Source organism: Paenibacillus sp. JNUCC-31 (assembly GCF_014844075.1).
Taxonomy (GTDB): domain Bacteria; phylum Bacillota; class Bacilli; order Paenibacillales; family Paenibacillaceae; genus Paenibacillus.
The window spans coordinates 472,692-498,033 of sequence record NZ_CP062165.1 but is presented as its reverse complement, the minus strand read 5'-3'; the positions used below and the strand labels follow the sequence as shown (position 1 = coordinate 498,033).

The following is a 25,342-nucleotide window of genomic DNA, read 5'->3' as shown; positions in this document are numbered from 1 at the left end:
TCTGCACACGCGGGTTCTCTTTTTTACTTAGATAAAGATACTGTTCTTCACTTCCATATGAGGTTCATAAGTTATTAATGCAATGAAGGGAGAAGGATAAAATTGACGACGGGAAAAATACTGGGTATTGCCTACAATGTCATTCCTGTGACAAATGTAGAGAAGTCAGCAGCTTGGTTTGTGAATCATTTTGGATTCAATATTAGGCAACCCAGAGAAGGCTATATTAGCCTCTTTAGAGACAATAGACCGATTCTCGATCTGATTGAAAGTGATCATGATTCCAGAGCTGTATTTCAAGTGAAGCATAAAAAGAGATGGGTTATCACCTTTTTTACGGACGATATCGTTAAGCTGCATACTCAACTCACTGCTGGTCATGTCAGCGTTGGTCAAGTCAGTGATGAAGGCATTTATGGAAAGTTTTTTACATTCGAGGATCTCGATGGTAACCTGTTTGATGTATGGGAACATCACGACTGTGAATTAGTCTACTAGGGTAAATTAGCATCGCAGTATCAATATTAGTCAGGGGGATGCACTTCAGATGGGAAAAGAAAAAGTTAGACTGGTCAGACCTTCAGCGGAATATAAGGAAACGTATTTGGCATTTTATCAAGACTGGCTCGCAAGTGGAGAATCGATGGTACCCTGGGTGATTGCCAAAGAACCTTACCCCTTCGAGGAGATGGTAGCATCTCTCCAGCGTAGTGAACAAGGCATGGATATCCCGGAAGGCTGGGTTCAGGACAGTACATACTGGCTCGTGACAGAGAGTGATCGAGTGGTTGGAGCCGTAAATGTACGGCATGAGTTGAATGAGAAACTATTCCATAGCGGAGGGCATATCGGTTACGGAATTCGTCCAGGGGAGCGACAGAATGGATATGGTTCCGAGATCCTCAAGCTTTCTTTGGAAATTACGAAAGAACTCGGAATCACGAAAGTATTGGTCGTTTGTGATGCACATAATGAGGCCTCCAAAAGAGTTATTCTTCGTAATGGAGGTATCCAGGATGAAGACTATATAGAAGCAGATGGTAACGTAGTCGAACGGTTCTGGATCAATCGTGTCGAATAATGATGAATATTGGTGGATTTTCACAAAAATAATATAGATTATGATTGTAATAGCCTCGTGTGCTGATTAAAATAAAGGTTGGAATCTGGATTGCGGCCGGAAACTATCATCCTATCAGGCATAAGTGAGGTTTTATTATGAATCAACCGGTTAATCGGCCCCGACGTATTGAGTATCTGGATCTCTATCGTGCTTTTGCCATCATGGCAGTTGTCGCCATTCATGCCACTTCAACGGCAGTTGCACATTATCCCAAACATACGCTGGATCATGACTTTTATTATTTTTGGAACAGCTTTCTGCAATTCGCTGTCCCGGCATTTCTGTTTCTGTCTTCCTTGGTGTTGTTCTACAATTACAGCTCCAAAATGAAGGAAAAGGGCTGGATGCCCGCTTTTTATAAAAAGCGATTATTTTATATTTTTGTGCCTTACCTGGCCTGGTCCATCATTTATTTCACCATCAAACAGTTGCTTGCAGGTAAAAACCCCTTTGTACATGTGGATCAGTTTTCAGAGCAATTGTTAACCGGTACAGCGCACACACACTTATATTTTTTTCTAATTATTTTGCAATTTTATGTGGTCTTTCCAATGCTTCTATCGCTTACGCGCTATCGTTTATTTAATAAATATGTACCGTTGTTCTTTATTGCGGCACAGGCTGCTTTTTACGCGTTGCATTTGCAGTTTCATTTCTCTCGGATGGGGAGCTTGCTGCCCAGTTACCTGATCGTTATTGGATTCGGTGCCTGGATTGGGTTGAACTTTGATACGGCATTGAAGAAACTGTTCTCCTACCGTTATGCGCTGATTGCTGCATTGTTGAGCGGAGGAGCTGTCTTTATTTATGGCAATACTTATGTAAAAACGGCTTTTGCCGCATATCCGGCGCTAACCTATACGTTGCTGTTTCTTTTCCGTAATTTATTTACCCTTTCGGCTTGTTTGCTCTTGCTGGTCGTATGTGAACGAATCGGCGCATGGAAACAGAATGGATCTAATCGGGCAACTCGCATTCTGAACTCTTTGGGTACGGTGGCTTTCGGTATCTTTTTGATTCATCCGTTAGTGCTGCTTTTCTGGAGACGAGAACTCACGGTGGAGTTCGCTCCTCATTTCAGCCTTGGCATTATACTTTCTTATGTTGTGGCGATTTTGCTTTCATGGATGATTGCCATGGGACTCCGACGAATGAAGTGGGGATGGGTTCTGATCGGACGTTAATGTTGGGTGGACTGTGAAATAATGAATATAAAGTGAAACCGAAAAAGAGATTTCAAGCCCTGTACATTCAGTGGATGACTTGAAATCTCTTTTTATTTGTCCAAGAGGCGTTATTATGGATTAATGTCCATAAAATTCAAGTAATGGAATACGACATATCGTTGATGTCAGGAGTGGTGGAATGAAGTTCATTATTATTTTTGGTCCACAGGCTGTGGGGAAAATGACGGTGGGTCAGGAATTGGAGAAGATCACCGATTTAAAATTGTTTCACAATCATATGACGATTGAACTGGTGTCCCCTTATTTCAGTTATGGTACAACTCAAGGAAAGAGACTTGTTAATCTATTCCGTCAGGAGATTTTTGAAGAAGTGGCGAAGAGCGAGCTGCCCGGTTTGATTTTTACATTTGTGTGGGCATTCGATATGCAAGAAGATTGGGCATACATTCGCCAAATCAGCGAGATGTTTGAATCCAGAGGTGCACAGGTATGCTATGTGGAACTGGAGGCTGATTCAACGGAACGACTGGAGCGTAACAAGAGTCCACATCGGCTGCTGCACAAAGCAACGAAGCGTAATATCGAATGGTCCGAGCAGGATCTGATTTCGAGCATGGAGAAACATCGATTGAATTCAGAACCGGGAGAGATAACGCACGAGCATTATATTCGGATCAATAACACACATAAGAGTGCAACAGAAGTGGCGCGGCTAATCCAAGAACAATTCAATCTGTAATCAAAGAATTGAAGCTGAGCTAGAGAAGGGAAGTAAGAAGAAAAGTTCATGATGGTGAACAGCCACGATAGAAAGAACCAAATGACTTTTATATCTTATTATTCAAATGATTCATTATTCAGACACATACGGTCCTCTCTGGCGGGGGACTTTTTTGCTTACTTGTGATCCAAATTTCACATGATTCAAGATATATTGTATCCTGGATTAATAGTGAAGAAGTGCAAGCTTTTCTGGATTGACATGGCTTAGAACATTTCTGGTAAACCGAGAATAAATTGATTTATGTTGACAAGATTGAAGTTTGCAGGATCGCTCTGATGGCAGATGGGATTGCGCCTTCTGTAACTACTTCTTTGCTCGGACCGGTATAATTACTTGCACATGGCGTCATGCTATAGGAGCAGTTTTTAATCGGATTCAGATAGATCCAGACGGATAGGAATTAAATGAAAAAACACAAAGCAGATAAACGGATTGATATAGAGTCAGAAATTGGTTTGTAAGCCTTAGCATCACCGATTTTTTTGTTGCACATTGTAGAAAAATGTAATACCATGAACGCACATATAGTTAACATTGAAGTGAAATGGGCAAGGCCAGTGACCTCATGGAAGGGTTGGTTTGCCTTTTTCTGTATATTGGAGTGGATAAAGTGAAAATCGAGAAGGTGTTAAACAATAATGCTGTAGTTGCGATCAAGGATGAACGGGAAGTCATCGTTATTGGCCGGGGGATTGCATTTCAGAAGCGAGCTGGCGATGAGGTGTCGGAGCAGCTTATTGATAAGATCTTTACTTTACAGAATGAAGATATTCAGGAAAATTTCAAGGCATTAATCGCGAGCATACCACTGGAGTACATGAAAGTATCTGAGGAAATTATTGCTTATGCCAAGCTGAAGCTTGGGAAAAAGCTTAACGAGAGCATTTATCTTCACCTTACGGATCATATTCATTTTGCCATCGAGCGTTACCGTAACAATCTCCCGATCCGCAATGGATTGCTGTGGGAGACCAAACAGCTCTACAAGGATGAATATGAAGTGGGGCTCGAAGCGTTGAATATGATTTGCGATCAGTTTGGTGTGATCTTGCCGGAAGATGAGGCGGGGTTCATGGCTCTTCATTTTGTAAATGCGGCACTAAACGAAGAGATGCCTAACATACGAAGCATGACTCAAGTGATGCAGGAGATTTTGACGATTATTAAATATCATTTCAAAATGGACTTTGACGAAAATGCACTGAACTATTATCGATTTGTGACCCATCTCAAATTTTTCGCCCAACGTCTGGTCAAAGGTAAGCATTATAAGAGCAACAACGATGAAGAGTTATTTGATATGATTCAGAAGAAGTACCCTGAGGCACACAAGTGCTCGGAGAAAATCAGAAAATTCATTGAAAATAACTACACGTATCAACTGACTAACGAAGAATTGATGTATTTAACGATCCATATTGAGCGAGTGGTGCATGCCACTTCAGAGTAATGATATTACAAAATAAAGATTCTTAAAAAAACGCTTGCAAAAGGTTAGAAGTTATTATATTATGAATCCATAAAGTAAGCGCATACATCATTCGGATTGTAACTGTTCAATCAGGCAATTCCGATACTTCCGACCAATCGGGGTCTGTAAAGATGGGTTGCAACTTACTTTAGGATGAAGTTGTTAATACTACAACTGAATATCGCTGTGTACAGCCTTACAGGGTTGCAACCGTTAAGGGCAAAACCTGAATTGCTGAATAACATGACTTGTTTCCGGACGATCCGGCACGTTGTGTATGTTCAGTAGTTCAGGTTTTCTTTGTTTCACAAGCATCGGGAGTTTACTTAGAGAGGAAGAAATACTATGAACTATGATAAATTGGCCAAAGACATCTTGTCTGGCGTAGGCGGAGCTAAAAACATAAACAGTGTATTCCATTGCGTAACCAGATTGCGTTTCAAACTTAAAGATGAAAGCGTTGCTAAAACGGAGGAACTTAAAAATTTGCCAGGTGTTATAACCGTCATGCAAAGTGGTGGACAATATCAGGTTGTTATCGGCAATGAAGTGCCGGATGTATATAAAGCCGTTGTAAAGGCAGGCAATCTGCCTGCTGAAGGACAGGTTGCAGAAGAACAGGAAGATTCAGGTAACAAGGGAAGTTTGTTCAGTCGTTTTATCGACATGATCTCTGGCGTCTTCACACCTCTACTCGGTCTGCTCGCTGCGACAGGGATGATCAAAGGTTTTACAGCGATGTTTATATCCTTTGGATGGATAACGAATACATCAGGAACGTACCATCTGTTGAATGCAACGGGTGACTGTCTGTTCTACTTCTTCCCGGTATTCCTTGGTTATACTGCGATTAAGAAATTTGGCGGCTCACCGTTCCTTGGTATGGCGATCGGAGCTACGCTGGTTTATCCAACGCTATCCGGGCTATCTACGGGAGATCCGTTGTACACCCTGTTCGCAGGTACATTGTTTGAATCACCAATTCACATTACGTTCTTGGGCATTCCTGTAATCTTGATGAATTACTCATCATCGGTTATTCCAATCATTATCGCTACATTTTTTGCAGTGAAAATAGAGAGATTCTTCAAAAATGTCATTCCTAAAGTGGTTAGTACGTTCCTGGTTCCATTCTTTACATTACTTGTTATTGTTCCGGCAACGTTCCTTGTGATTGGTCCGATATCTACATGGGCAGGTCAATTGATCGGCGCAGGAGCAACAGGCATTTATGAATTAAGTCCACTCGTTACAGGTTTGGTCATTGGTGGTCTGTGGCAAGTGTTTGTATTGTTTGGTCTTCACTGGGGACTGGTGCCAGTCATGCTTCTTAACTTGAGTACGTCCGGAGCTGACCCAGTGGTTGCGATGTCTTTCGCTGCTTCCTTTGCCCAAATTGGTGCGGTACTCGCCGTTATGTTAAAAACCAAAAATGCCAAATTGAAATCATTGAGCATTCCAGCCTTCATCTCGGGAATCTTTGGTGTAACTGAGCCAGCCATCTATGGTGTGACACTTCCACTGAAAAAACCATTTATCATGAGTTGTATCGCAGGTGGTATTGGAGGCGGAATACTAGGGTTATTCGGATCGAAAATGTACATGTTTGGCGGACTTGGCGTATTCGGCTATCCGACCTTCATCAACTCAAAAACAGGCGTTGATTCCGGATTTTACATGGCTCTTGTAGCTACAGCGGTTGCGTTCATACTTGGTTTTGTTCTTACGTATGTTGTTGGTTTCAAAGACAAGGCAGATGCAGTTCCAGCACCAACACCTGTGCTTGATCCAAACCCGAATAACAGATATGAAATTTACAGCCCCATGGCTGGTGAAGTGGTTGAACTGAAAGAGATCAATGATGTTACCTTTGCAGGAGAGCATATGGGTAAAGGGATTGCCATCCGTCCAACCAGCGGCAGAGTCGTATCTCCGATTAATGGAGTTGTGCAAACCGTGTATCGCACGAAACATGCCATTGGGCTGGTAACCGATGATGGTGTTGAGATGCTGATTCATATCGGACAGGATACGGTGCAACTGAAAGGTCAGCATTTCACAGCTCATGTAAAAGATGGCGACCGCGTTAATGTTGGGGATCTGATCATGGAATTTGATCTGCAAGCGATCAAGGATGCCGGATATGAGACGGTTACACCGATAATTATTACGAACACGTCCAATTATTTGGATGTAGTCGGCACGAAGGATGAATCTGTGAAAGAGAAAGACAAATTGCTCACAGTACTCGGTTAATTGAACGTTCATTATGGATGGGAGGTAGACGAGAATGTATGAAAAATTAACAGCCTTCCCGGAGAATTTTCTCTGGGGAGGAGCAACGGCAGCGAACCAGCTTGAGGGAGCTTATCTTGAAGGGGGAAAGGGATTAACTACGGTTGACCTGATTCCAACAGGTGCTAATCGATTCCCTATTGCCATGGGAAACCTGGATTCTTATGAACCGAAAGAGGGAGAGTTCTACCCTTCCCATGAGGCAATTGATTTCTACCATCGGTATAAAGAAGACATTGCGCTATTCGCGGAAATGGGATTCAAGTGCTTCAGAATGTCCATTGCCTGGGCACGGATTTTCCCAAATGGTGATGATGCGGAGCCGAATGAGGCAGGATTGCAATTTTACGATGATGTCTTCGACGAATTATTAAAATACAACATTGAACCTGTGGTCACCATCTGTCACTTTGATGTACCAGTGCATCTGGTTGAGACTTACGGCGGGTGGAAGAACCGCAAGATGATTGGATTTTTCGAGACTTATGCAAAGACGCTGTTCAATCGTTACAAGGAAAAAGTGAAGTATTGGATGACCTTTAACGAGATCAACATGCTGCTGCATCTACCGTATATCGGCGCGGGTATTGTTCTTCAGGAAGGCGAAGACAAAGACCAGGTTCTTTATCAGGCAGCCCATCATGAACTGGTGGCAAGTGCACTTGCGGTTAAGGCTTGTCATGAAATGATCCCCGGTGCTCAGATCGGTTGTATGCTCGCTGCAGGGATGGTCTACCCTTACACATCCAATCCGGATGACGTATGGAAAGCGATGGAGCAGGATCGTGAGTCCTTCTTCTTCATCGATGTTCAGTCCAAGGGTGCTTATCCAGGTTATACCAAGCGTTTTTTCAGAGAACATGAGATCGTCATTGACATGCAGCCTGAAGACGCCAATATTCTCATGCAGAATACGGTCGATTACATCGGATTCAGCTATTATGCCAGCCGCTGTACAAGCAGTGATCCGGACATCCTGAAGAATTCCACAGAAGGTAATGTATTTGGTTCCGTGAAGAATCCTTATCTGCAGGCTTCGGAGTGGGGATGGACGATTGATCCGAAGGGGCTTCGTATTACATGCAACCAGCTGCATGACCGATATGGCAAACCACTGTTTATTGTGGAAAATGGACTTGGCGCCACAGATGTATTGCTCGACAATGACACTGTTGAAGATGACTACCGCATCGAATATTTGAATAGTCATTTTGCCGAGATGGCCGAAGCAATCCAGGATGGTGTCGAAATTCTAGGATACACCAGTTGGGGACCGATTGATCTGGTCAGTGCGGGTACCGGAGAGATGAAGAAGCGTTACGGATACATTTATGTAGACCGGAACAATGATGGAAGCGGCACACTTCGCAGAGTGAAAAAGAAAAGTTTCCATTGGTACAAAGAGGTCATTGCCAATAATGGGGCGCAATATTTCTAAGTTTGATTCATATGCCAATTGAAATGAACGGAAGGGGCAGTCTCGTTAATATGGGATTGCTCCTTGCTGTATGAAAATAGTGAGGTAAAAAAAGATCCTTCCCAGAAGGGAAACATTTCTTTTACCTCACGTTCCTAGATGACAGCATGCTGGGAAAGAAGAGGCGTGAGTGAAGTAACCGTAGGACAAGCCGTAGGCAGAATGAAATAAAATACAGTTACTTCCGTTTATGATAGGGAGAGAAAAGGTTTAAGGTACCTGCAAACTGCGCTCTGCATTAAGTCGCCCATATTGCCAGTAGACACCAGAACCGGATACGGGATCGGATGCGAAGCAAAGCGCATCGCGAATCTGGGCATTGGTTTTGCCGCGGGCAGCCAGCAGTGCAGCCACTCCGGCCACATGGGGAGCAGCCATGGACGTTCCACTGAGATAAGCATAAGAGCCGCCCAGGTATGTGGACAAAATGGTATCCCCAGGCGCAGCCATATCTACCCAAGACCCATAGTTCGAGAAGTTCGATTTGAGGTCGGAAGGATTGGTGGATGCTACTGCAATGACGTTGGGATAAGAAGCGGGTACAATCGGATACGAAGTATTATCATTACCTGCTGCCGCGATGATGACAGCCCCCCGTTCCCATGCATACTGCACGGCAGCCTGGAGAAAGGCTTCTCCTGTAGGACCGCCGAGACTCAGGTTAACGACTTGAATACCATTGTTGGCGGCGTAAACAAGTCCATTTCCGACGTTGCCCGTTGTACCTTGTCCATTGTTGTCCAGTACACGCAGTGGAACAATGGAAGCAAGCGGGGCAGTACCTGCAATGCCCACTCCATTGTTGGTAATGGAAGCAGCGATTCCGGCAACATGCGTGCCGTGCCCGTTACCATCTTCGGGGACATTGTCGTAATCAACGTAATCATAACCGGGCAGGATCTTGCCAGCGAGCTCAGGGTGATTCAGTTGTACGCCTGTGTCAATGATTGCGATTTTGACTGAACTGTTACTCTGGGATATATCCCAGGCAGCAGGAGCATTGATTTTTTGCAGGTTATATTGATATGGGAAAAAGGGGTCATTTGGCGTAAACGATGACTGCAGATAATAGTTAGGTTCAGCGTGGTCGATAAGCTCATGATTTTTGTAATACTTTAACATACGGTGCATTTTCTTTCTTGATTCGATGCGATACCAGCCCAGATCTTCATACGTTTCGGCTACGTTGCATTTTGCTTTTTTATGCAATGTGTGCATCTCGTCGGCTGTCGTATCTTCCTTGAACTTAATTAACAACTGCTTGGGCGCATGGGGATGAAACTTTTTGGCTGCACGTTTATCTTCCAAATATCGACAGACAAATCGGAGTGCCAATAGGGTTGCAGCGGAGATTCCTAACCATAGCCACATAAGTTTCTTCCCCTTTCGGAATGGAATGATAATACGCCTTATCGTATGCGAACCCTATCAGATCGCGCGGGCTATTTGCTATTTTGGTTAGTAGTTTAGATAGATTGATAGGGAAGGCTGAATTCGGTAAGATGAAAAGTAGAGGCCGAACTTGCGATCTACAAGGGTTTGTATATGGAGTTGTAATCCGACTCGAATATAACGGATAAGGAATGTGGTTTTTTTGGCAAAGTTTGATATAGAACCGAGAGTGATCGCTATCCAGGAGCACCAAATGAATGCTGCAATTGATTTTGCCATGCGTGTTCGCAGAGAAGTATTTCCAATAATAGATCATGAGAGATTACCTGCTGATTTGGAGCAATTCAGAGAACATTACTTGGATTCAGCCGATGCGGTCTTTCTTGTCGCTGTCATGGAAGACAAGCGGATTGTGGGTTCCATTGGCGTCCTGCCATATGATGGGCGTATCGAAGCAATCGCAGGAAGATATCCTTCGCAGTCTGCTGCGGAAATTGTGAAATGTTATGTGGATTCAGAATATCGCAGATACGGCATCGGTTCTCTTCTCGTTAACGAGCTGGAAAAAGTGGTGAGAGACATGCAATATACTACGTTATATTTGCATACGCATCGCTTTTTGCCTGGAGCTGTGGATTTCTGGAAACGTCAGGGGTATGTGCTTATATGCGAGCAGCAAGATGATTGGCAGACCGTGCATATGGAGAAGGTTGGGGAATGGTAAAGGGCATTCCAAAGTTCAAAGTTCAAGAATCAGCAAGTTAGCATAGATGGGAGCAAATACAGATGAGCACAACGAATCGAAATATTGTTTTTATAGATATTGATGGAACGCTGGTAGACGATGACGGCAACATTCCGTTATCCGCACAGACTGCTTGTAAACAGGCGCGAGAGAACGGACATTTGCTCTATTTATGTACAGGCAGATCCAAGGCAGAGATATATGATTCCATATGGGATGTAGGTTTCGACGGTCTGATTGGTGCGGGTGGCGGCTATGTGGAGTTTGGCAAAGAAGTGCTCTATCACAAAAGGGTAACGGCTGAGGATGTTCGGCATATGGTCGATTTCTTCAATGAACACCAGATTGACTTCTACCTGGAATCCAATTCGGCCTTATATGCAAGTAGCCATCTTCAATCTCATCTGGAACGTCGGATCTATGGCGATGTGGAGAATGATCCCGCTGCCAGAGCGAAGAAAGAACAAAAGCCGCATCCATTTATTACCGGATTGACGTATGGCGAAGTTGATTTATACAAGGATGACGTGAACAAGGTTTGTTTTCTGGAAAGTCCGGTTGTTCCATTTGATCGGATCAAGCAGGAGTTTGAAGGCAAATTCGAAGTGATTCAGTGCACGGTGCCGATCTTTGGTGAGGGAAGTGGTGAGCTGATGATTCCGGGTATTCACAAGGCCATTGCTATCGCAGATTTGTTGGAACATCTGGGGATGTCGCGTAAAGATACACTCGCCATCGGGGACGGCATGAATGATGCCGAGATGCTGGAGTTTTGCAACGTAGGGATTGCGATGGGCAATGCGAAGCCAGGTCTAAAAGCCATTGCGGATGATATTACGGGAACAATTGAAGAGGATGGATTATACCACAGTTTTGTGAAGTATGGATTAATTGAGTCCTAATCAACCTCAAACGAGTGGAAGAGGTGAAACAATGTCCGAAGGAATTAAAGTTGAATTGGAAGTTAGTGCATTCGGCCAGGAATCGGTTCGAGAGTACGATGATTCGTTTCGTAAACATGAGATTGTAAGAACACGTATTTTACCTAAAGAAACGACGTTGGAGCAACTCGAAGTACTGGTGAAGGAAATGATGGCTGAGATCAAAGAGGATTTTCAGCAACCGGAACAGTTAATAGCCAAAGTAACGCTGAGAGCCAAAGAAACGGATGGTGTGCTGAAATATTTGGGTTAATGTGAATCATGTGTCTTGAATTATGCAAAATGCTAAAATATGAACTGAACCAGGCACCTCACTACCGGAGGTGTCTGTTTTCATTCCCGCTCCAATTTTTATTATTGCATAACTTACAATGAAAGTTTAATATATTTTTGAAAACAAGGAATTATATGGCTGGGCAAACGACTCGAATGCTCGAAATATAAATGTTGAATACATGGAGGATGCTGGATGAGTAATGTAGCTCTGTTGTTTCCTGGACAAGGTTCTCAGATGATTGGGATGGGGAAGAGTTTTTGGGACCATTTTGAAGTAGCTAAGAATCGATTTGAAGAAGCCAGCGACGCCATTTCTTTTGATTTAAGAAAGTTGTGTTTTGAGGGCAGCTTGAATGATTTGACATTGACTATGAATGCTCAGCCTGCCCTCTTGACTGTTAGTGTCATTGCCTTTCAAGTTTACATGCAAGAAATAGGGGTGGAACCCACTATGTTGGCAGGTCATAGTTTAGGAGAATACTCGGCTCTTGTATGTGCTGGTGTTCTTTCTTTCCATGACGCCATTAAACTTGTGAGGCAAAGAGGCATTATTATGAACAATGCAGATCCGAATCAGCAGGGTACTATGGCAGCCATATCTCATATTAAATTGGAAACACTTCAAAAAATATGTGAAGAAGTCTCAACGCAGAAACGCCCGGCATGTGTGGCCTGTGTCAATTCTGACCAGCAATTTGTCATTTCAGGACATCGTCAATCCATACAACAAATCATAAAAATGACGGAATCAATGGGGACTTCACATTCGTATTTGAACGTTAGTGGTCCTTATCATTCTCCGATGATGCAAATTGCAGGAGAGCAATTTAAAGCAGAATTAGATCAAAAACAATATAAACAAGCTAAATATCAAGTTATTTCAAATGTTACAGCAACACCGTATCAGCCTGATCGACCCGTCGTTGATTACTTAAGTATGCAAATGACTATGCCTGTAAGATGGTTAGAGTCTATGCTGTATATGCTTGAACATGGGATTACAGAAGTGATCGAATTGGGGCCTAAAAATGTTTTAGCACGTCTGATGAATAAAATAACGAAAAGGATTGTACCGTATTCATTAAATCAGCCTTCTGATCTACTCCTGCTTACGAATACAAATGAAAGAAAGAATAAGTTGTTAACTATGCGTAAACATATATTATCTGAAATGATGGTGACCGCACTTATTTCACGGAACTATAACAAAGATTCCATATCTTATACCCAAACGGTAGAACCCTTATTTCTAAAATTACAAAGGGTGAAAGAACAAGTAGACAACGGATATGAACTTAGTGAAGAAGATATAAATCTTTCCATTCAGATCTGTCATTCCATTCTCACTGCAAAACAAATTTCAAAGGATAAAACTGCTTTGATTGATGCAATCTAGTATAAATAATACCTATTTTGTTTACTTGAAAAATTTGCGGGAATTTCCAGGTTACCTCTTTAAAAGGGTAGCCTGTTTGTCGTTTACCGGATTAGTTTACGGTGTGAATTGGATGAATATCCTGATTGTTTGTCATAAATATGTAAAAATATCGTATTATTATGGCTAAATATTCTTATATTTTTACATTACTATACTTGTTATTACATATATTTCTATGGTAAAATTTCCTTGGAAATATGTGTAAGTTAAATGATGGGCGTGAATGAGATGATAGATTTGGAGGAGAAATATGTATACCAATCAATATCAAACGTTAGTGGATGTCATACAGGACAGAAGTAATATAACGGACCGCGGTATTCTTTTTATTGATGCTGATAAAATCGAAACTTTTATATCCTATAGCCAATTATTTAATGAGGCCCTAGGATATTTGGGTTATTTACAAGATATGGGAATTAAACCAAAACAGGAAATTATTTTTCAAATCCAAGAGAATAAACGATTCTTAGTCGCTTTCTGGGCTTGTTTACTCGGTGGAATGATACCTGTACCTGTAAGTGTTGGTGAAGATGAAGAACAGAACTTAAAAGTGTGCCGTATTTGGGATTTACTAAATGACCCCTTCATGATTGCATCTGAGAAGGTGCTGGATAAAATGAAAAAATTTGCTTTAGAACATGAATTACTAGATTTTCATCATCAAGTAGAAGCTAGAACAGAAATTATACAAGATAAAGTATATGATTTTACATCGGTAACCTGTTATAAACCTCAGCCTGAAGAGTTGGCATTTATTCAGTTTTCTTCTGGATCTACAGGTGACCCCAAAGGCGTGATGCTTACACATCGAAATTTAATTTACAATGCCAGTGCTGCAATAAATCGTACAAAAATCAGTACAAGTGATAGCTTCCTTTCCTGGATGCCCCTTACCCATGATATGGGGTTAATCGGATTTCACCTCGTACCACTCGTGGCAGGTATTCATCAGTACTTGATTCCAACTGAATTATTTATTCGAAAACCGATTCTATGGATGAAAAAAGTGGATGAACACCAAGCGACGATACTTTCCTCCCCTAATTTTGGATATAAGTATTTCTTGAATTTCTTTCGCGAAGAAAAGGCTGAGGGATGGGACCTGTCCTGTGTCAGGATCATCTACAACGGGGCCGAACCTATATTACCCGAAGTATGTCATGAGTTTTTGGAGGTATTGGCAAAATATCACTTGAAGAACACAGCCATGTTTACCGTATATGGATTGGCTGAGGCCTCTGTTGCAGTTGCTTTTCCCCGCAATGGAGAAAAATTTACTGCGGTGCATGTGCACCGGGATCATCTGAATTTCGGAGAGCATGTGATTGAATTAGACCCCAAAGATGAACACGTGGCTTCGTTCGTCGCAGTAGGTAAGGCTGTTGATTATTGCCAGATCAGAATCTGCGATGAGGAAGGGAACATGGTTCCCGATTTTGTCATCGGCAAGATTCAAATCAAGGGGGATAACGTCACCCAAGGTTACTATAATAATCCACAGGCAACGAAGAAGTTATTAACGCAAGACGGATGGGTGAATACAGGGGATCTGGGTTTGATCATGGATGGCAATCTCGTTGTAACAGGGCGGGAAAAAGACATTATTTTCATCAATGGTAAAAATGTATACCCCCATGACATTGAACGTGTAGCGATTCAGTTGCATGATATCGAACTCGGAAGAGTTGCTGCTTGTGGTGTTTATGATTCAAATCGTGAAAGTGAAGAGATCATTGTATTTGTAGTTTATAAAAAAAAGATTGAACACTTTCTGCCACTTATCAAAGAAATTAAAAAGCACTTATATATACACGGTGGATGGAGTGTCAAAGAGGTGCTGCCCATTAAAAAATTACCGAAAACGACAAGCGGGAAAATACAGCGATATCAGTTAGCGAGGCAATATGAAGCAGGGAAATTCCTAACGGAGTCTGCATACATCCATGAACGGACCATGAACAATCAAGTCAAAGATACGGTTCCTGGATCTGTTCGAGGGATAGAAACCGAATTAATTTCACTATTTTCTGATGTGCTGGTGGGGAAGAAGATTGAACTTGAAGATAGTTACTTTGATATGGGGGCAACTTCATTACAACTGGCTCAAATCGCTGAACGTATCGAACAGAAATATGGAGAAGAGCTTGCTGTTACTGACCTCTTTACATATCCCTCTATAACTGAATTAGCAAGATATTTGGCTAGAAGCGACGGCGAAACCATGCAAAAAAAGCAAATTGAGAAAGAGGATGTCTCGTCAAAAGATATTGCTGTTATCGGTATGTCTTTGAACTTCCCGGGAGCATCGAATACGAATGAGTTTTGGGGTATTTTAGAAAATGGTACCTATACCATTCATGATTATCCCGAAAGTCGGGTAAAAGATGCGGGTGATTATTTACACTCCATTCGAAGTGAAATGGACGAAAGTCAATTTATCAAGGGTGGTTATTTGGATCAAATTGATCAATTCGATTATTCATTCTTTGGTCTAACACCGAAAACAGCACAATTCATGGACCCGAATCAAAGGATGTTCTTGCAAACCGCTTGGCATACGATTGAAGATGCAGGATATGCAGGCGAAGGCATCCATGGAAGAAATGTGGGCGTATATGTGGGTTTTTCGAAAGTTGGATATGACTATGAGCGGCTTGTGACGGCTAATTACCCCGAAGAACTCAAAAATTATATCATTGGAAATTTACCTTCTGTACTGTCGAGCAGAATCGCTTATTTCTTAAATCTGAAAGGTCCAGCGCTTACGATCGATACGGCTTGTTCTTCTTCACTTGTTGCTGTTCATCTGGCATGTAAAGGGTTGCTCGCTGGAGATTGTGAAATGGCAATAGCGGGAGGCATTCGAACGGCATTATTACCGATAAGTATTGGATTGGATATGGAATCACCTGACGGTTTAACCAAAACGTTTAGCGAAAATGCCGATGGTACGGGGTTTGGTGAAGGTGTTGGAGCTGTCCTGTTAAAACCATTGCAGCAAGCTGTTAACGATGGGGATCATATCTATGGTGTGATTAAAGGAAGTGCGATTAATCAAGATGGCAAGACGGCGGGAATCACTGCACCTAATCCGGAGTCACAGACCAATGTGATTGAACAGGCTTGGAATGAAGCAGGAATTTCTCCCGAAACGCTACATTTTATTGAAGCCCATGGAACAGGAACGAAATTAGGTGATCCCGTTGAGTTTAATGCACTGCGTAAAGCTTTTGAGAAATATACAGATCGGAAGCAATTTTGTGCAATCGGATCTGCCAAAACGAACATCGGGCATTGCTTTGAAGCAGCGGGTATAGCTGGATTAATTAAATCACTCCTCATGTTTCAAAATAAGAAAATTCCGCCATTGGTCCACTTTGATAAACCTAATCCATTAGTTAAATTTGAAGCTTCGCCTTTTTATGTGAATCAAAAATCAATGGATTTTGGTGAGGAAGACAAGCCTTTGCGCTGTGGGGTTAGTTCATTCGGTTTCAGCGGGACGAATGCGCATGTGGTGCTCGAAGAATTTGTCCCTTTGCCTTTAAAACATCCAATACCGGTTCAAGAACGTAATTTATTTGTTTTATCTGCTGCCAACGAACGGGCACTTGATGATCTGGTTAGAAGTTATCATCAATATATAGATGATCACCGTGATGTTTCTATTCAACAAATTTGTTATACAGCGAGTACAGGAAGAGCTAATTTGGATTATCGGTTGGCCATCATTATAACCAGTACAGAAGAACTAAGCGAGAAATTAAATCAAATCGCACGTGGAGAGGACAAGCTGACCTATGTTTATTTTGGCTATGGAAAAAAAGATAAGGCGCTTATTTCTGATCGTCTGTATCACCAGGCAAAGGCAGAATCAATAAATCAATTCGGTGAGTTGTATACAAAAGGGGCAGTGATTGATTGGGAGAAATTTTATGGACATGAGGTTATACCAAAAACTCCATTGCCGTTATATCCGTTTGAACAGAAGAGGTGTTGGATTGAAGTCAAGCATCCGATCCCGACGGAGTGCATTTCAGAGAGGAATGAGGCTCATATGGAGAGGTATTCAAATACAAATACAAATACAAATGATATTGAATTAAAGATTAAAACAAGCATAAGTCGTGCTTCTGGATTGAAATTGGATGAGTTAGATATGAATGCTCATTTTCTCCAAATGGGGTTGGATTCCATCATTCTTGTGCAAATCAGGAATGAAATTTTGGATAAGTTCAGTTTGAATATCCCTATGGAGATGTTTTTTGAAAACCTTACGGATATTAATCATTTGGTCCAATACGTGTCTGAGAATACAAAGGACAATGTGGTGAAAGAAAATACTAATAATAAAAATAATCAGGAACACCATGTAAATCATGCGGTTGTAAGCAATACGGGCACGTTACAATCTGCCGCGAATATTTCAGAGCAAATCAAGATTTCGGCCATTCAACTGATGGAATCACAATTAAAGAGTCTTAATTTGCTGTTAGGTGAAGCGAACGATGTCGTTCCAGCACCTCATTTGGAAGTTAAACATAATGAAACCAAAGAAGTCAAAGAAGTCAAAGAAGTCAAAGAAGTCAAAGAAGTCAAAGAGCTTAAAACAATCAAACCAGTGACGGAATCGAAGAATGCCAAACCATTCATTCCGTATCAATCATTAAAAATTCATGAAGATAGTGGATTTACAAAACCCCAGCAACAGTATTTGGAACAATTTATTGCAAAATATACGGCAAGAACGAAAGGTTCCAAGTTAAAAACAGATCAAACTCGTTTGGTCCATGCGAATAATCGCAATGTATCCGGATTCCGTTCGTATTGGAAAGAACTCGTGTATCCCATTATTTCGGTACGTGCGGATGGCACCAAATTATGGGATATGGATGGTAACGAGTATATGGACCTAACGATGGGATTTGGTGTAAATCTATTCGGTCATCATCCATCGTTTATCCAAAATGTAATGGCAAACAGTGTTCAGGAACAGCTGCCTCCACTAGGTCCAATGTCAGATGTGGCCGGTGATGTCGCAGAAAAAATCTGTGAACTGACAGGGGTAGAGCGTGTCGCATTTTATAACTCAGGAACAGAGGCAGTCATGGTTGCGCTGCGCTTGGCGAGAGCGGTTACGGGCCGTTCCAAAGTTGTATTGTTTTCAGGATCATACCACGGAACGCATGATGGTGTGCTGGGTGTAGCGAACCCTGAAAATGCCTTATCTCCTGCTCTGCCCATGGCTCCAGGTATTGTAAACAGCTATATGGATGATTTGATTATTCTTCATTATAACCATCCACAAACGTTGGATATTATTCAAAGCCTCGGTGATGAGTTGGCTGCTGTGCTTGTGGAACCAGTGCAAAGTCGAAGACCGGATATGCAGCCAAAACAATTTTTACAGGAACTACGAGAGATTACGAAACGATTTGGAACTGCACTTATTTTCGATGAGGTCATTACTGGATTCAGAATTGGTTTGGGTGGGGCCCAAGAATGGTTTGGGGTTCAAGCAGACCTGGTGACGTATGGAAAAGTGATCGGTGGCGGGATGCCGCTTGGCATCGTCGCAGGCCAAGCCGAATTCATGAATGCAGTGGATGGAGGAGTCTGGCATTATGGCGATCAGTCCTATCCTGAGGATGCGGATAAGAAAACATTTGTCGGTGGAACATTCTGTACACATCCGCTGACGATGAGGGTGACGTTAACAGTTCTGGATTATCTTCAATCCGAGGGAGCAGGATTATATAAGGAATTAAACGGAAAAACAGATTATCTGGTCAACGAGTTAAATGAGTTTTTCAAAACATCCAATGTGCCGATACAAATGGTAAACTACGGATCGTTGTTTAGATTTATTTCATTTGGTGATTTGGAGTTGTTCTTCTACCATTTAATTCATAAAGGCTTATATATTTGGGAAGGTCGCAACTGTTTTATATCCACCGTGCATAGCATGGATGACATGAATACGATTATTCGCATCGTGAAGGAAACGGTGTATGAACTTCGTGAGTTTGGATTTATTCCGGGTGACTCGCCTGTTTCGGAATATCCACTTTCTTTAGAACAAAAGCATCTGTTATTAACTTCACTGCATGGGGAAGCTGCAAATGCTGCATTAAATCAAAATGTTATTTTAAACATGACAGGCAACCTGGACCTTTCAGTATTGAATCAGGCCGTGAAACAGATCACTCAGCGTCATGATGCTTTGAGAACTGTGATTCGTGTCGATCGTGAAACACAACAAATTAGACCAGCAATAGAATTTCAATGCACATGTATTGATCTCTCAGAGAATTTTCAAGGGAACCAGGAATTGGAAGTCTCCAATTGGTTATCTAATGATGCGCGTGAAACCTTTGATCTTCAGTCTGGGGAGCCTCTATTTAGAATTACGTTGCTTAAAAAGGGAACGAATCAATTTCTTATGGTGCTTACATTCCATCATATTATTGCAGACGGTTGGTCAATTGCTGTATTCATTCAAGAGTTGGAACAGATCTATTCTGCACTTGTTCGAGGAGGTCATGTTACATTACCTGAGGCCACTCCATTTCATGAATATTTAACATGGCAACAGCTTGAACATGATAAAGGTACATTTACCCAAGGGATTCAGTTTTGGAAAGAGCAATTTTCCTTATCATTTCCCACAATAAAGTTACCAACGGCGCAGTCCGGGGATGCTCAAAAAGGATATTCAGGTGCAAGATATTCCATGAAACTTGACCGTCCATTAACCGAATCACTGCGAACGCTGAGTATGAATAATAAAAGCAGCTTGTTTGTAACCATGTTTGCAGCATTTCATATATATCTGCATCAACTCACGGGTCAGTGTCAACTGGTGATTGGCGTCCCTACGGCGGGTCAGTCCCATATGAATAAACATGCACTGATTGGCAATTGCGTTAATATTGTACCTGTTCACAATGTGTTGCAAACGGAGCAGTCCATTGAAGATAATATGCTTCATATCAAGGAAACAGTAGCTCGGGTAATGAAATACCAGCATGTTCCGTTGTCGATCGTATCTGAATACCTTTCCACGATGGCGGCGCCGGATACTCGCATTTTATTTAATATGGATAGAACGATCCATCATCTTCAATTTGAAGATATGGAGACTGAATGGATGTCGTATCCCGTTAAGCATATTCCGTATGATTTATTTCTAAATGTTACTGATGTTAGCCGTGAATTGTATCTGGATTTTGATTATAATACCGATCTCATTGGACATGAGATGATGAAATTATGGTCAGAAGGGTTTATGGGTCTGCTGCAACATATAGCAATTCATCCTGAGGCAGAAATTTCGTCTTTGACGTTATTTTCACCAGAACAACAAGATCAATTAAATGAGATGTACAACGATGAGCGCGTTCCTGGCGGTAAACATGCAGTCGTGTTCGAAGATCCGGTCAATGATACGGAGAGAAAGCTGGCGCTGATCTGGGAGGACGTATTATCCGTGGATCAAGTGGGGAGAAATGATCATTTCTTTGATCTCGGGGGGAACTCGCTGAAGGCGACGGTGATGCTTTCAAAGGTACATGAGCAGTTCCATCATAGAATTTCAATTGTTCAATTTTTTGAGAATCAACATCTCAAGGAGCTTTCCAATCTGATTACAGGCGAGCAAGAGGATACGTACATGCCTATTCCGGCTTTGGGAGTAAAGGAATTCTATGAAACATCTGCTGCACAACAGCGAATCTATTTTCTGGATCAATTTGAGCCGAATAGCGTTTTTCAAAACATGTGCGGTCACATCACGGTTACCGGAAATATAGATGAAACTCAAATGATCGCATCATTGGAAAAAATGGTTCAGCGTCATGAAGCATTTCGCACCAGTTTTCATCATGTCGAAGGAGAGCTGTACCAACTGATTGCCCCTTCGGTTGATTTTGAAGTGAAAAAGTCTCAAAAGAGCCCGGCCCAATTTGAACAGGATGTGAAGACATTTGCCAAACCATTTGATTTATCCAAGGCACCATTAATCCGGGCTGAATTCATTCGAGTAAGCCATGATCATGCAGAAATACTCATCGAGATGCATCATATTATATCTGACGGTTATTCTGTGGGTATCCTTGCCAATGAACTTATGGATGATTACGACGGAAGAAACTTGCCGGACATTGAAGTTGAATACAAAGACTTTGCAGCTTGGCAGAAAGATTGGATGGCGGGAGAGACGTATAAACAGCAAGAAAAATATTGGCTGGAACAATTTCAAGGGGAGCTGCCAAATCTTAATCTGCCTACTGATTTTGTTCGAACACCTCATTTAACTTCGGCAGGGTCAAGAGTGTCATTCGTTTTGGATCAACCGTTGAAGCATTCGCTGGATCAGCTTGCTAAACAAACAGAAACTACGTTATTCATGGTGTTATTGGCCGCTTACAATGTGATGCTCCATCATTACTCGGGTCAGGAAGACCTGATTGTAGGTACGCCAACTTCTGGAAGAAACCATCCTGATGTCGAAAACATGATAGGTGTCTTTATCCAGACAGTAGCCATTCGGTCACAGCCCGCAGGGAATAAACCTTTTCGAACCTATCTTGAAGAAATCAAAAAACGATCATTGGATGCATTGGATCATCAGGACTATCTTTTTGACAACCTCGTAGAGAAGTTAAACATGCATCGAGATACAACGGGGACAGCACTATTCAATACGATGTATATCTTTTTGAATACAGAATTGAATCCAAGACAAGAAACGGATTGCACGTTCAAAGTGAGAGAATTAAATGTGGGTATATCGTTGTATGATCTAATGTTTATTGTTGAAGATGACAGCGAATGCCTGGAAATGCATTTTAACTATAAAACCGAACTATTCGAAAGGGATACCATTGACAGGATGAAGTCGCACTTGCTCCACATCCTCAGCCACATTGTGATCGAAGCGGATGTTCACTTGTCAGACATTCAAATGATGTCTGAACGTGAGCAAAACCTTGTTTTACATGAATTTAACGACACAACGATAGATTATTTACACGATCAGACCCTCCATGAATTATTCGAAGCGCAGGCGGAACGGACACCTGATCAATTGGCCGTTGGTCATGGGGATCAGCGAATGACCTATCGTCAACTGAATGAACGGGCGAATCAGTTGGCTCGTACATTAAGAGCTGAGGGCGTACAAGCGGACCAAGTTGTAGGTATCATGACCGATCGTTCCATTGACATGATCGTTGGCATCTTTGGAATTTTGAAAGCGGGAGGGGCATATGTACCCATCGATCCGGATGCTCCAGAAGAGCGTATTCGGTATATTCTGCATGATGCAGGAGCAACGGTGCTGGTCACCCAAAGGCATCTTCAGCATGCTGTATCTTTCCATGGCACAACGATTAATTTGAATGATGAAGCAACCTACGCAGCGAATCTGTCGAATCTGGAGTCAGCAGGTGATTCCGAGCAGTTGGCTTATGTGATCTATACTTCGGGTACAACAGGCAAGCCAAAAGGCGTGATGATTGAACACCGCCAGGTGCATCACTTGGTTAAAGCGTTGTATAGCCAGGTTATTGAGGATCACCATCCCCATTTGCATATGGCTTTGCTTGCACCTTACTATTTCGATGCATCGGTCAAGCAAATTTTTGGCGCACTGCTATCCGGTCATTCCTTGTTTATTGTGGATAAGGAAACGATATTGGATGGACAAGATTTGATGAATTACTATCAACACTATCAAATTGACGTAACAGACGGTACGCCCGCACATTTGAAATTACTATTAAAAGCCAAAAACATTCATGAGATCTCATTAAAATACATGCTGATTGGTGGAGAGGCTCTCTCTCAACAAAGTGTAGCAGAATTAACAGCCTTATTTTCGCTCAACCATATCAAACCGCCAACCATGATCAACGTATACGGTCCAACTGAATGTTGTGTGGATGTTGCTACGTACAGAGTAATTCCAGAACAACTTGATACAGAAAATAGACGTGCTCACATACCGATTGGCAGAACATTAGGAAATAACCGGCTGTACGTATTAAACAAACATGAAAAAGTTCAGCCTGTGGGCATCGTAGGAGAATTATGTGTTTCTGGCGATGGGGTAGGCAGAGGATACCTGAATTTACCTGAGCTGACCGCAGAGAAATTTGTACGAGATCCGTTTGTCCAGGGAGCAAAAATGTACAAGACGGGGGATTTGGTGAAATGGCTCCCGGACGGCAACATCGAGTATTTAGGACGAATGGATCACCAAGTCAAAATTCGCGGTTATCGGATCGAAGTAGGGGAAGTTGAAGCGGCATTGTTAACTGTAGAGAGTGTGAAAGAAGTCATCGTCATTGCACAAGAGCATGATAACGGGGAGCCATCTTTATGTGCTTACTTCACAGGGAATGAGACGCTGACGGTTAGAGAGTTGAAAGAAAGTCTGACTCCTATTTTACCGAGTTACATGGTTCCCGCCTACTTTATACAAATAGATCAGATGCCACTGACATCGAACGGGAAAATTAATCGCAGATTGCTTCCGGCTCCGGAAGAAAACATACAAACGGGAAGCGAATATGTAGAACCCCGAACAGGGGTGGAGAAACAGTTGTTGCTTATTTGGCAAGACGTGCTTGCCGTGAAAAAAATCAGTATAAAAGATGTTTTCTTTGATGTGGGAGGTAACTCTTTACGAGCGACAAAGCTGGTGTCCGCAATTAATCACAACCTTAATGTCAGTATATCGGTAAGAAATGTCTTTGAATGGCAAACGATTGAACAGATGGCTCAATTCATTGAAAATATGGAGCGGAGTGCAGTGGTTAGCATTCCCAATGTGGAGGAAAAAGAATATTATCCTATTTCTTCAGCGCAAATGAGAATGTACATTATGAGCATCAAAGGCGGCAAAGAGCTCACTTACAATATGTCAGGCATCTTTATGATAGAAGGATCGCTTGATCGTATGAGGTTAACAGAAGCCTTTCAACACTTGATTCGTCGTCATGAATCTCTTCGGACGGCATTTAAAATGATACACGGAGAGCCTAAACAAATGATATATCCTGAAGTGAATTTTGGAATGGAATGTATCGTATCCTCGGACGAAGATATCGAAGACCAAATTCTACAGTTTGTTCGCCCATTCGATCTGGGCCAAGCCCCTCTGATGAGAGTGGGTCTTATTGAACTCCAGCAGGAGCGTCATGTATTGCTTGTAGATCTGCATCATATTATTGCAGACGGGTTATCCATCAACATTCTAATGACCGAGCTTAGCCAATTGTACAAGGGAGACGAGCTTTCCCCCCTTCGAATTCAGTACAAGGATTACGCGGAATGGCAGCAAACTCAACTTCAAAGTGACGAGATAAAAAAGCAGGAGAAGTACTGGCTTGATGTCTTTAGTGGAGAGATCCCCCTTCTGGATCTGCCTACAGATTATGAGAGACCTGAAATCCTGAGCAATGAGGGAGATTTATTCGAAATTGCGCTGGAAGAAGAACTCTTTACAGATTTAAGAAAGATGGAAGTTCTGACAGGAACGACGCTATACATGATTATACTTGCAGCATATACCATTTTATTATCCAAATACAGCGGCCAAGAAGATATCATCGTTGGGACGCCGATCGCAGGAAGGACCCATGCGGAATTGGAGCCGGTTATGGGGATGTTTGTGAACACACTTGCGATTAGAAACTATCCTGAGGGAGAAAAAACATTTATGGAGTACCTGCTTGAAGTGAAAGAACATATGTTAAGCGCTTATGAGAATCAGGATTACCCGTTTGAGGAATTGATCGAGAGAGTTCATATAACCAAAGATGTCCGCCGAAATCCGTTGTTTGACACCATGTTTGTATTGCAAAATACGGAGGCATCAGAGATTCAAATGGAGGGCGCAACCTGTAAACCTTATGCTCAAAATAATAAAGTATCCAAATTCGATTTAACCTTATATGCCACCATTTTGGATCATGGGCTGGAAGCCGCCTTTGAATACAGTACAACATTATTTGAGAAAACAACGATTGAAGCGATGTCCAAAAATATAGTGTTCATATTAACAACCATTTGCCAAAATCCCCATATCGAAATCAGCAAAATAAAATTGGTTGAAGAATTAATGAATCGGGATACATTAGCAGATTTGATTGAAGTGGATTTTTCCTAATATATACCTACAAATTATAAATGTGATCGGGGTGC

The 25,342-nt window shown here is 42.0% G+C and carries 13 protein-coding genes; 12 read left to right on the top strand and 1 reads right to left on the bottom strand.

Annotated elements, in window-relative coordinates:
* Positions 1 to 102 precede the first annotated feature (102 nt).
* From JNUCC31_RS01965 to JNUCC31_RS01935, 7 genes are all read left to right on the top strand, one after another.
* Positions 103 to 498 (top strand): VOC family protein, encoded by a 396-nt coding sequence (locus JNUCC31_RS01965; protein WP_192268072.1) that lies wholly within the window; start codon positions 103 to 105, stop codon positions 496 to 498.
* Positions 499 to 547: 49 nt separating this feature from the next.
* Positions 548 to 1,081: a GNAT family N-acetyltransferase gene (locus tag JNUCC31_RS01960; RefSeq protein WP_192268070.1), complete on the top strand. Its 534-nt coding sequence runs from the start codon at positions 548 to 550 to the stop codon at positions 1,079 to 1,081.
* A 137-nt stretch (positions 1,082 to 1,218) separates the two neighbouring features.
* Positions 1,219 to 2,307: an acyltransferase gene (locus JNUCC31_RS01955; RefSeq protein ID WP_192268068.1), complete on the top strand. Its 1,089-nt coding sequence runs from the start codon at positions 1,219 to 1,221 to the stop codon at positions 2,305 to 2,307.
* A 181-nt stretch (positions 2,308 to 2,488) separates the two neighbouring features.
* A complete protein-coding gene (locus tag JNUCC31_RS01950) occupies positions 2,489 to 3,049 on the top strand; it encodes a DEAD/DEAH box helicase family protein (RefSeq protein ID WP_192268066.1) in 561 nt (186 codons plus the stop codon).
* 655 nt (positions 3,050 to 3,704) lie between these two features.
* Complete coding sequence (gene licT, locus JNUCC31_RS01945) at positions 3,705 to 4,544, top strand: BglG family transcription antiterminator LicT (RefSeq protein WP_192268064.1); 840 nt, start codon at positions 3,705 to 3,707, stop codon at positions 4,542 to 4,544.
* Between the two features lie 366 nt (positions 4,545 to 4,910).
* Positions 4,911 to 6,821 carry a beta-glucoside-specific PTS transporter subunit IIABC gene (locus JNUCC31_RS01940; RefSeq protein ID WP_192268062.1) on the top strand — a complete coding sequence of 637 codons (1,911 nt, stop codon included), beginning with the start codon at positions 4,911 to 4,913 and terminating at the stop codon, positions 6,819 to 6,821.
* 34 nt (positions 6,822 to 6,855) lie between these two features.
* Positions 6,856 to 8,298: a 6-phospho-beta-glucosidase gene (locus JNUCC31_RS01935; protein WP_192268060.1), complete on the top strand. Its 1,443-nt coding sequence runs from the start codon at positions 6,856 to 6,858 to the stop codon at positions 8,296 to 8,298.
* 249 nt (positions 8,299 to 8,547) lie between these two features.
* Here JNUCC31_RS01935 and JNUCC31_RS01930 read toward each other — a convergent pair whose 3' ends face one another.
* The gene (locus tag JNUCC31_RS01930; RefSeq protein ID WP_192268058.1) at positions 8,548 to 9,708 is read right to left on the bottom strand and encodes a S8 family peptidase; all 1,161 of its coding nucleotides are present in this window, start codon (positions 9,706 to 9,708) and stop codon (positions 8,548 to 8,550) included.
* Between the two features lie 223 nt (positions 9,709 to 9,931).
* Between JNUCC31_RS01930 and JNUCC31_RS01925 the strand changes: the two genes are divergently transcribed.
* From JNUCC31_RS01925 to JNUCC31_RS01905, 5 genes are all read left to right on the top strand, one after another.
* Positions 9,932 to 10,453, top strand: a complete 522-nt coding sequence (locus JNUCC31_RS01925) for a GNAT family N-acetyltransferase (RefSeq protein ID WP_228469444.1) — start codon at positions 9,932 to 9,934, stop codon at positions 10,451 to 10,453.
* 62 nt (positions 10,454 to 10,515) lie between these two features.
* Positions 10,516 to 11,376 (top strand): Cof-type HAD-IIB family hydrolase, encoded by an 861-nt coding sequence (locus JNUCC31_RS01920; RefSeq protein ID WP_192268056.1) that lies wholly within the window; start codon positions 10,516 to 10,518, stop codon positions 11,374 to 11,376.
* A 31-nt stretch (positions 11,377 to 11,407) separates the two neighbouring features.
* Complete coding sequence (locus JNUCC31_RS01915) at positions 11,408 to 11,668, top strand: hypothetical protein (protein WP_192268054.1); 261 nt, start codon at positions 11,408 to 11,410, stop codon at positions 11,666 to 11,668.
* Between the two features lie 216 nt (positions 11,669 to 11,884).
* A complete protein-coding gene (fabD, locus tag JNUCC31_RS01910; protein ID WP_192268052.1) occupies positions 11,885 to 13,087 on the top strand; it encodes an ACP S-malonyltransferase in 1,203 nt (400 codons plus the stop codon).
* 292 nt (positions 13,088 to 13,379) lie between these two features.
* Positions 13,380 to 25,307 (top strand): non-ribosomal peptide synthetase, encoded by an 11,928-nt coding sequence (locus JNUCC31_RS01905; protein ID WP_192268050.1) that lies wholly within the window; start codon positions 13,380 to 13,382, stop codon positions 25,305 to 25,307.
* Positions 25,308 to 25,342: the final 35 nt, after the last annotated feature.